This window comes from Leptolyngbya sp. FACHB-36, assembly GCF_014695955.1.
GTDB lineage: Bacteria > Cyanobacteriota > Cyanobacteriia > Leptolyngbyales > Leptolyngbyaceae > FACHB-36.
This window is the reverse complement of record NZ_JACJPG010000207.1, coordinates 1-7875: the sequence shown is the minus strand read 5'-3', so window position 1 is coordinate 7875 and position 7875 is coordinate 1. Positions and strand designations below refer to the sequence as shown.

General features: G+C 52.2%; 7 protein-coding genes and 1 pseudogene. 4 read left to right on the top strand and 4 right to left on the bottom strand.

Annotated features, from left to right (window positions below; translation table 11 throughout):
* Positions 1 to 973: 973 nt before the first annotated feature.
* From H6F43_RS22625 to H6F43_RS04785, 3 genes are read left to right on the top strand one after another with little or no spacing between them, the layout of a single operon-like run.
* On the top strand, positions 974 to 1096 hold the full coding sequence (locus H6F43_RS22625; protein ID WP_277879870.1) for a hypothetical protein: 123 nt from the start codon (positions 974 to 976) through the stop codon (positions 1094 to 1096).
* A gap of 5 nt (positions 1097 to 1101) precedes the next feature.
* Positions 1102 to 2589: a DEAD/DEAH box helicase family protein gene (locus H6F43_RS04790; protein ID WP_190341187.1), complete on the top strand. Its 1488-nt coding sequence runs from the start codon at positions 1102 to 1104 to the stop codon at positions 2587 to 2589.
* An 18-nt stretch (positions 2590 to 2607) separates the two neighbouring features.
* A complete protein-coding gene (locus tag H6F43_RS04785) occupies positions 2608 to 3006 on the top strand; it encodes a nuclease A inhibitor family protein (RefSeq protein ID WP_190341185.1) in 399 nt (132 codons plus the stop codon).
* On the opposite strand, the gene H6F43_RS04780 is transcribed toward H6F43_RS04785, so the two are convergent.
* A complete protein-coding gene (locus H6F43_RS04780) occupies positions 3003 to 3539 on the bottom strand; it encodes a VTT domain-containing protein (RefSeq protein WP_190341183.1) in 537 nt (178 codons plus the stop codon). The genes H6F43_RS04785 and H6F43_RS04780 overlap by 4 nt on opposite strands.
* A gap of 124 nt (positions 3540 to 3663) precedes the next feature.
* Positions 3664 to 4032 carry a hypothetical protein gene (locus tag H6F43_RS04775; RefSeq protein ID WP_190341181.1) on the bottom strand — a complete coding sequence of 123 codons (369 nt, stop codon included), beginning with the start codon at positions 4030 to 4032 and terminating at the stop codon, positions 3664 to 3666.
* A gap of 217 nt (positions 4033 to 4249) precedes the next feature.
* Here H6F43_RS04775 and H6F43_RS04770 point away from each other — a divergent pair.
* Positions 4250 to 4514: pseudogene (locus H6F43_RS04770) on the top strand (hypothetical protein).
* A 56-nt stretch (positions 4515 to 4570) separates the two neighbouring features.
* Here H6F43_RS04770 and H6F43_RS22995 read toward each other — a convergent pair.
* Positions 4571 to 6544, bottom strand: a complete 1974-nt coding sequence (locus tag H6F43_RS22995) for an SUMF1/EgtB/PvdO family nonheme iron enzyme (RefSeq protein WP_190341178.1) — start codon at positions 6542 to 6544, stop codon at positions 4571 to 4573.
* Positions 6545 to 6703: 159 nt separating this feature from the next.
* Positions 6704 to 7579: a DNA/RNA non-specific endonuclease gene (locus tag H6F43_RS04760; RefSeq protein ID WP_242025330.1), complete on the bottom strand. Its 876-nt coding sequence runs from the start codon at positions 7577 to 7579 to the stop codon at positions 6704 to 6706.
* Positions 7580 to 7875 lie beyond the last annotated feature (296 nt).

Sequence of the window (7875 nt, the reverse complement as noted above, 5' to 3'; positions counted from 1 at the left end):
GTTGTCCCCACTGGTGCGGAACAGGCACAACAAGAGCGACAACGCGCAGAGCGAGCAGAAGCCAGAGCCGCGCAGCTTGCAGAACAACTCAGAGCAATGGGAATCGATCCAGATGTTTAGCTGGTTGACTGACAAAACTTCGGACGACCTCTCCCCCAACCCCTCTCCGACGCGGAAAGGGGCGTCAGACGAACTTCTAGTTCCCTCTCCTGCGAGGAAAGGGTTAGGGAGAGGTCTTTAGCGATTTCAGCAAACGTTTTGTCAGCCGATGAGGATGTTTAGACGCTGGCTGTGCAGTCTCACTCAGACTTCGATGGATTCAAAAGCCGAATCGTGAGTGGAAAGCGATAGAACTTTCCTCGGAGAGCTAAGATCGCAGCGGCAAGACTGTGACTGACTTGCAGCACAAGAAAGAAGGGAACAGCAATGAAATGCATGAAATTTCCTAGAGCCAACAAACCTGCTGTCAAAAGTACAGGGTTGCATTGAGTTGGCGGGCACTGTTTACCCAGAAAAACAGCCGCGAGCATTCACAAAAACAACGTGATTGAACTACTCATTAGATAAAGCGCGATCGAGATAGTGAAATTCAATTGCTCAATCAGATGTTTTCGGATGGAATTGTTGGTGCTCCGAACTCTAAACCATGCAAGCGATAGTATCAGCACTTGAAGAAAGTTCAGACTCAACAGTGCGATCGCCCACTTAAACGAATTTGTTAACGCGAGCGGCTGTACGATCGACAGTAATAATGCCCCTAGAAAAACGATCGGGATTGTACTTAAACCTGTTAAGTGACAACAGGCAGCCAATAACCTCACTCGCCGATTTAGATTTGTATTCATAAAGGCGAGTCTGAGTCACCATAATTCCAGTTTCAACCGTGAAACTGTCTAGGAATTATCGTTAAAGTTGAGAGTGAACGAGTTACGATGATGTAAACCAGGACGAGTGTACTGATTGCCGAGGAAGCATGGCTCAAAGGTGTTGTAGAACAACTCCCAGTCCGGTGCTTAAAACGGACATCCGAGGCTTGCAGTTAGAGAATCGCCGCTTGCTCGATCGCCTGCTAAGTGAACAGGACGAACTATCGTAAAACTTATGGCGCGAACTCCAACCCTCACCTACGATCGCGGCACCCTGATTTTGCATCCGCCACCCAGAGGCAAAGACTGGATGGACTTTGCAACGTGGGACGATCGCATCGAGCGATTCCGCATTCCGGCAAGCCAGTATCGCAACATTGTGCTGAGTCTGCGGGCAACCGGAACCGAACTCGACGATCGCGCGAAGGAATTTCGCGAAATTGAACTGGTTCCCACTCTGGAGATGGAGCCGTATCCTCACCAGCAGGAAGCGCTGGATGCGTGGGTTACAGCGGGACGGATGGGCGTGGTTGTTCTGCCTACAGCCGCGGGCAAAACCTATGTAGCGCAACTGGCAATGCAGGCAACGCAGCGCAGCACGCTGATTATGGTGCCGACGCTGGATTTGATGCATCAGTGGTACGCGCATCTGTGCGCGGTGTTTCCCGATGTGGAAGTGGGACTGTTGGGCGGTGGCTCCCGCGATCGCACGCCGATTCTGGTTTCCACCTACGACAGCGCTGCAATTCACGCCGAGACGTTGGGCAATCAGTACGCCCTGCTGGTGTTTGATGAGTGCCATCATTTGCCGAGTGATTTTAATCGCGTGATTGCAGAGTACGCGATCGCGCCCTACCGGCTGGGACTGACGGCAACGCCCGATCGCGCTGACGGTAAGCATGCGGACTTAACGCAGTTAATTGGACCGGAGGTGTGTCGCAAAACGGCTGAGGAGCTATCGGGAACGGCGCTAGCGAAGCACAAATCGGTGCAAATTAAGGTTCACCTGTCGCAGCAGGAGCGCGATCGCTACGACGAGCTGATCCGCATCCGCAACGAGTTCCTGAAGAACTCCAATATCTTTCTGGGAACCGTGCAGGGTTGGCAGCGATTTGTGCAGGCGAGCGCACGATCGAAAGCCGGACGGCGGGCAATGCTGGCTCACCGAGAGGCGCGGGCGATCGCGTTTGGCACCGATGGCAAACTGCGCGTGCTGACAGATTTGCTTCAGCAGCACCATCCCGAACGGACGCTGATCTTCACCGACGACAACGCTACGGTGTACCGAATTTCGCAGGAGTTTTTGATCCCAGCGATCACGCACCAAACGGGCGTAAAGGAGCGGCACGAGATTCTTAGTCGGTTTAAGCAGGGCGAGTATCCGACGCTGGTTGCGTCGCGGGTGCTGGATGAAGGCGTCGATGTGCCCGATGCGCGGGTGGCGATCGTGCTATCAGGTACGGGGTCCGCACGGCAGCAGATTCAACGACTGGGTCGCGTCCTGCGTAAGGGCAGCGACCTGAACAAACTTGCGGTGCTGTATGAAGTCGTGGCGGAAGACACCAGCGAGGAAAATGTGTCCCGCCGCCGCCAAGCTCCTAAGTCGCCACAGCGCCAGTTAGAGTTGGTTCCGTCTCCCTATTCTACGACTGCTCCATCGGTACCCCGCGCCGCCGAAGCGAGTGGAGAATGGACTGAACCAAGCGGCGACGACCTAGACTAACCTCACTTGCCATTCCCCATGCCTGACTCCGAACTTCTCACGCGCCTCCAAACGACGATCGAGGGCTTGCAATGGATGAGCGAGTCGGATTATCCGTTTGAGGTGTGCTACTGGCAGGACTGCGATGGGGACATGGCGCCTGAGAAATTGTTAGAGCTGACTCAGCACGAAGGGAATGCCGCGATCGAACTCAGGGACATCGATTCATTTTTTGAGTGGGCAACACAGCCGCAAGAGTGGCACAGCCCAGAGGAGCAGGAAGCTGTCAAGAAATACCAAGCGCTGGTCCGTTTAATCAAGCAATTGAGTGATCCAAATGTCTATCGAATTGGCCAAATCAATTTGGATATTTATATTTTGGGAAAGACAGAAGAAGGCGCGATCGCAGGCGTAAAAACTAAAGCTGTAGAAACTTAAATTAATGTCTCCAATAAGCTGGTCCCCAAATAGATATAGGCGGCAACAATTCCGGCACCGCTGATTACTAGGGCAATCAAAAAGTGAGTGTATTTGACATTGGTTAGACCAACCGCATAGCTGACAATATCTTGTGCAATCGGCATTAATAGAATCATGTAAAGGATTTCACGCTGACGTTTCAGTCGCTGCATGAATCGGTCAAGCTCTACTAGGCTCGTTTTGCCAATTAAACGAGCGGCAACTCTGCGTCCAAATTTGCGAGAAATCCAGAAGTTCAGGCTACAGCCTAAAGTTGATGCTATCCAGCTCAGAAAAAATGCAGTTTCTTTGCCGAAGACTGCACCGCCAATAATAAAGATAGAGCTACCGCTTAACGGAGCAATAATCAGGCTAACCGCAGAGATTAGAATAAACAAAATAGGCGCTAACACGCCTGCTTGTTTAATAGAATTTTGAGCATTTTCTAAGCCGATCGCCCGCAGTACCAACGCCATTCCTACGTATAGAACCACCAAAAACAGCAGCGTCACTAGAATTCGCTTGAGCTTAGAATTGATTCTCATGCGCAATTGAAAATTGGGTGTAATATGACGATGAACCCTCGGTTTGACGCAGCCCCAGACCATTATAAAATCTCGTAACTACTGTCATCAATCAGGCTGCCCGTTTGAACTTCAGTTTGATCGCTCCCCGATCGCTCAATTTCCCACCATTTCCTAAAATGCTAACCTGTCCTTCACCATTGATTTCAACCGATAGTTCCACTTCATCGAGCTGCAATCCTGTCTGCTGATTTGCCTGGTCAAACACATCACTAACGACGCTCAGCAAGCCATTCATCTGGGCTTTTAAGGCAACAGCATCCAGGGGAACTCGTTGCTGCACCGTTTTCGTGACTTGTTTGGCGATTTGCTTGCCAAATCCACCACCAATGTCGTCACTGCTTCGCTTTCCAGAGGTGACTTCAACGGTTTCAGTGACTTCGACTTCTGTGGTCAACCAGAGTTGTGACTCGTTTGCCATGCATTTAATTCAACTTTTTCTTTATATGCGGGGAATTCGGGTCGATCGATATCGCTGGGGTTTGGAGAATTGGACGATCGTTCAGCGCAACTCTTGAGGAATTGAATCTAGGCTAATTTATCTTGAGCGAACCGTGTCTGGATTGTAACTCCAATCTCCGATAGCCAGTGTTTAGAATACAGAACGTGCCTTTCAAAAACCTCCGTTAACCCTCAATCTGCCACCGGAACTAGAGCAGTATCTCTTGCAGGAAGCCAATCAGCAAGGGCTGTCAGTAGAGGAGTTGACGGCTGCAATTGCTAGCAGATTCTATTTCGTTGAAGCAGAAGCGAACTGAAGTGGTCAATTTGCTTCAGTCGTGGTTAGATGATGAGGATGTTGAAGAGCAGCAAGAAACGGGTCAGTTTTTGATTCAGGCGCTAGATGACGCTCAACTCTCCGATCGCAAGTTGTTCCCGCTTGGGATGAAGAGTGTTACTTGATGAGAATCTCAAAAAATTTGATCGTGCAAAGCGCGAAAGGGCAAGAGGGTAAAGGGCTAAGAAGTCCTGGGGGCGGAACAAACGACCCGAAAACTGATATCGTAGTTGCGGTAGTCAGCAGGATACCAGCGGCGAGCGGCAGAGCGGCAGTCCCACGGATAGTTGCCCCAAGAACCACCACGCAGCAGACGAGCGGCATCCCTGGCACCATCGCGCTCTATCCAGGCACTTCCATCGATCGGCGCTCCTTGATAATTCTCATGCCAATAATCCAGGCACCATTCATAAACATTACCGTGCATATCGTACAGCCCAAAGGCATTCACCGGAAAACTGCCAACCTCGATCGTTTGCCCTCGATACTGCCCTTTCGGACCACTGCCGTAGCTTCCTAGATACGTTCTTCCTTGGTATTCCAAATCTGTTCCCTGGTAGTTTGCCAAATCAGTTGTAATCGTCTCACCAAAATGAAAAGGAGTTGTAGTTCCAGCGCGGCAGGCATATTCCCATTCTGCTTCACTGGGCAAGCGATATTCCCGCCCCATTTTCTTAGACAATCGGGTACAAAATTCAACAGCATCGTGCCAGGAAACCCATTCAACTGGACGATTGCCGCCACCGAAGTTTGATGGAAAAGCATTGAGGTCGCGTTCTATCTTCGGTAAAGCCGCTACTGTCTTCCACTGGGTCTGGGTCACTTCATACTTTGCCATGAAAAAGGATTTGACCGTGACGGATCTTTGCGGTCCTTCATTGGTGCTTCGCTGCTTCTCAGTCGCAGGAGATCCCATTTGAAAAGTCCCTCCTGGGATTGCCACCATTTCCAATTTGACCCCCTGCCCCAGATCTTCAGTAAAAAACTGTGCCTTTTTCCGTTGCGGCTGCGCTTGCTTTCCTTGAGCATTGACTGTGATCACCTCAAATTCAAACGGCTTCAGTGATGGAGCGTTGGGACTGGAAGGCTGAAGGAGCGATCGGGCCAGAAGCGCCGCCCCGACTCCGGTTCCTCCCAAACCCGTCAGAAGCAGTTGTCGTCTACTCAAACCCAGGATCGGAATTTCTTGCCGAGGCGCAACAGTCCGCTCACCTGACGGACGAGTTCTAGAAGTTGGACTCGGTGCTGCGGGCATCTGTGGCAATCGACGAATCGCTTTAATGGCGTCTGAGTCCGCCGGAGAAACGGCTAAAACGCGAATCCACAACTGCTCCGCCAAATCAAACACGCGATCGGTTTCCGCCTTGAATGCCTCCATCTTCAGCGTCTCAGCATCTCGCAGCGTTGCCTGTCGCGGCAGCAAAATTAGATGGTACTTGGCGGCAGGCTCCACCGTGGCATAGGGATTCTGTCGCGGTTTTCCATGTCGTCGGTTCACTTCAGGGACACGAACTCGCAAGAAGTTATCCAGACGCTCGACAGTGGCACAGTTCCCCTCGCCTTGCAGCCGTAATCCTTGCAAAAGCGTGTAGGTAAACGCTCCCTGCTGCAAGGCTTCAATTTCATAGGACGACTCCTGCGGACTACAGGAAAACAGGGTCACAACTCCCGGCGGTACCTCTTCTCCCACTCCCACTCCCGCCCGCCGTCCCTGATTCCGACAGGCGTCCAACAGCAGCACGACATTATCTGCACCACTCCGACGTAACCGCTCAGTTAGGTAGCTAATGGGAATCGCCGTCCCTTCGACATCCCCCGGATCACCGTCAATTGGCATCAGGTAGTCTCGATCGTCGTGGCGAATTCCGTGTCCCGCAAAGAAGAACCAGAGATTGTCTCCCGTTTGCAGAAACGGTTGCTCAAATCGCGTTCGCAGAAATCGTTTGAGCGTGGTGAAACTTGGTGTGGAGTCCAAGGAGGGTCCGTAATCTTGAGGAATCGGCGGGGAATCATCCGAGAAATAGTAGACCGACTGAAAGTTAACTTCGTTGAGGAAATAGTCCCGCACGAATTGGGCATCCCGAACCGCAAATTGCAGCGGTTGCAGATTGCGATATTGGTTAATGCCGATCGCGATCGCCCAGTTTCGTCCCATTGCCCAAAGCAGATCTTTTCTCTCGACTTCAGCTTAGTTCTGCACTGCAATAGAGACAAGTCCTACCCGAAAGACTTATATCAAAGATGCAACGACGATCGTTAAATTGCCGATAACTCCGCAGTTTACAAGTGCATAATTGTCGCTGATAAAACTTATTTACTGTTGATCGACGCGCCGCTCCAGTTGATCTTGGATCGCCGCTGGCAGACTCGACAACAAATCGTATCCGGTTGCCGCTTCAATGCTGTCTACCGAGACGCGAAACGTGCGCCAGTCGGTTTCCCGAATGCCCTGATTGTTCGGCATGTTCACCGCGATGACGCGCGTACGATCGCCAATTCCTTGCAGTCCTTGTCCCGGTTGGTCAAGCACCACCGCGACTTTCCAGACGTTGGCGGGCGCAACGATGCGATCATTCGGGCTATCCGTGCGACGCAGGGCGATCGTTCGCTTGCTGCCATAGCCGCCTGCGACCAGATATAGCTCCTTGCCCTGCCGGACCAAATCGCGGCAGTAGTTTTCCAGTTCCGCCCACGGTCCCTGATTGTTGTCTGGCGCTTGGGGCAGGATGTTCGTCATCAGAAACGTGGCAGAGTTGTTCTCCACAGTGCTGCTGCGATCGGCAGACGGTGTCATGTGTCCCCGATCGAAGCCGCTGCCGTTGTAGTCGCTGGGCGTAACGCGGTACCAGCCGGACGGCAACGTTTCATCTGGGCGAAAGTCGTTGCGGCGCGGCACGTTGCCCAGCCAGGACGCGTTTAGCTGCCAGCTGACCCAGTTAGGCGTGTGCGTCTGGTTGTTGTAAGACAGCGCGTACTGCGGCTTCCCGATCAGGTAGTTGGTGGGCGTGCGGGAGGCACCACTGGGATTGCCCAGCGTTAAATGAACACTGGTGACAGCAGGCGGGTTAAATCCCGGAAGGGGCGATCGCAGCAGCAAGCCACAGCCAACCACAGCCATGAGTAGCAGTCCCAGCAGGGGCGCTACTGCCCAACGCGCTTTGCTCATGTCGATCGAGTTACCTTGTTGCATATTGCCGACCAGAGTTCTACCTCAAGCAGTCTTAGCCGAATTCTATCTTCTGGCACCGATGGGTTGAGTCGAGCGACCAAGACACCGTTCTGCACCGTCGATGGTTTTGCGACGATCACCCAAATTCCAGCAGCCACTGAACCTTAATGTAACCTTGGCGACCTGTTAAAGCCCTATTGGTAGGGTTCTTTTAGCTCTTGGATATAGCCCCCCACACAGCCATGAATTGGTACACCTCCTCGCGTCTACTATCGGCTCGGTTCAAACGGCGTGACGTTCTCGTTGGCGCTGGTCTT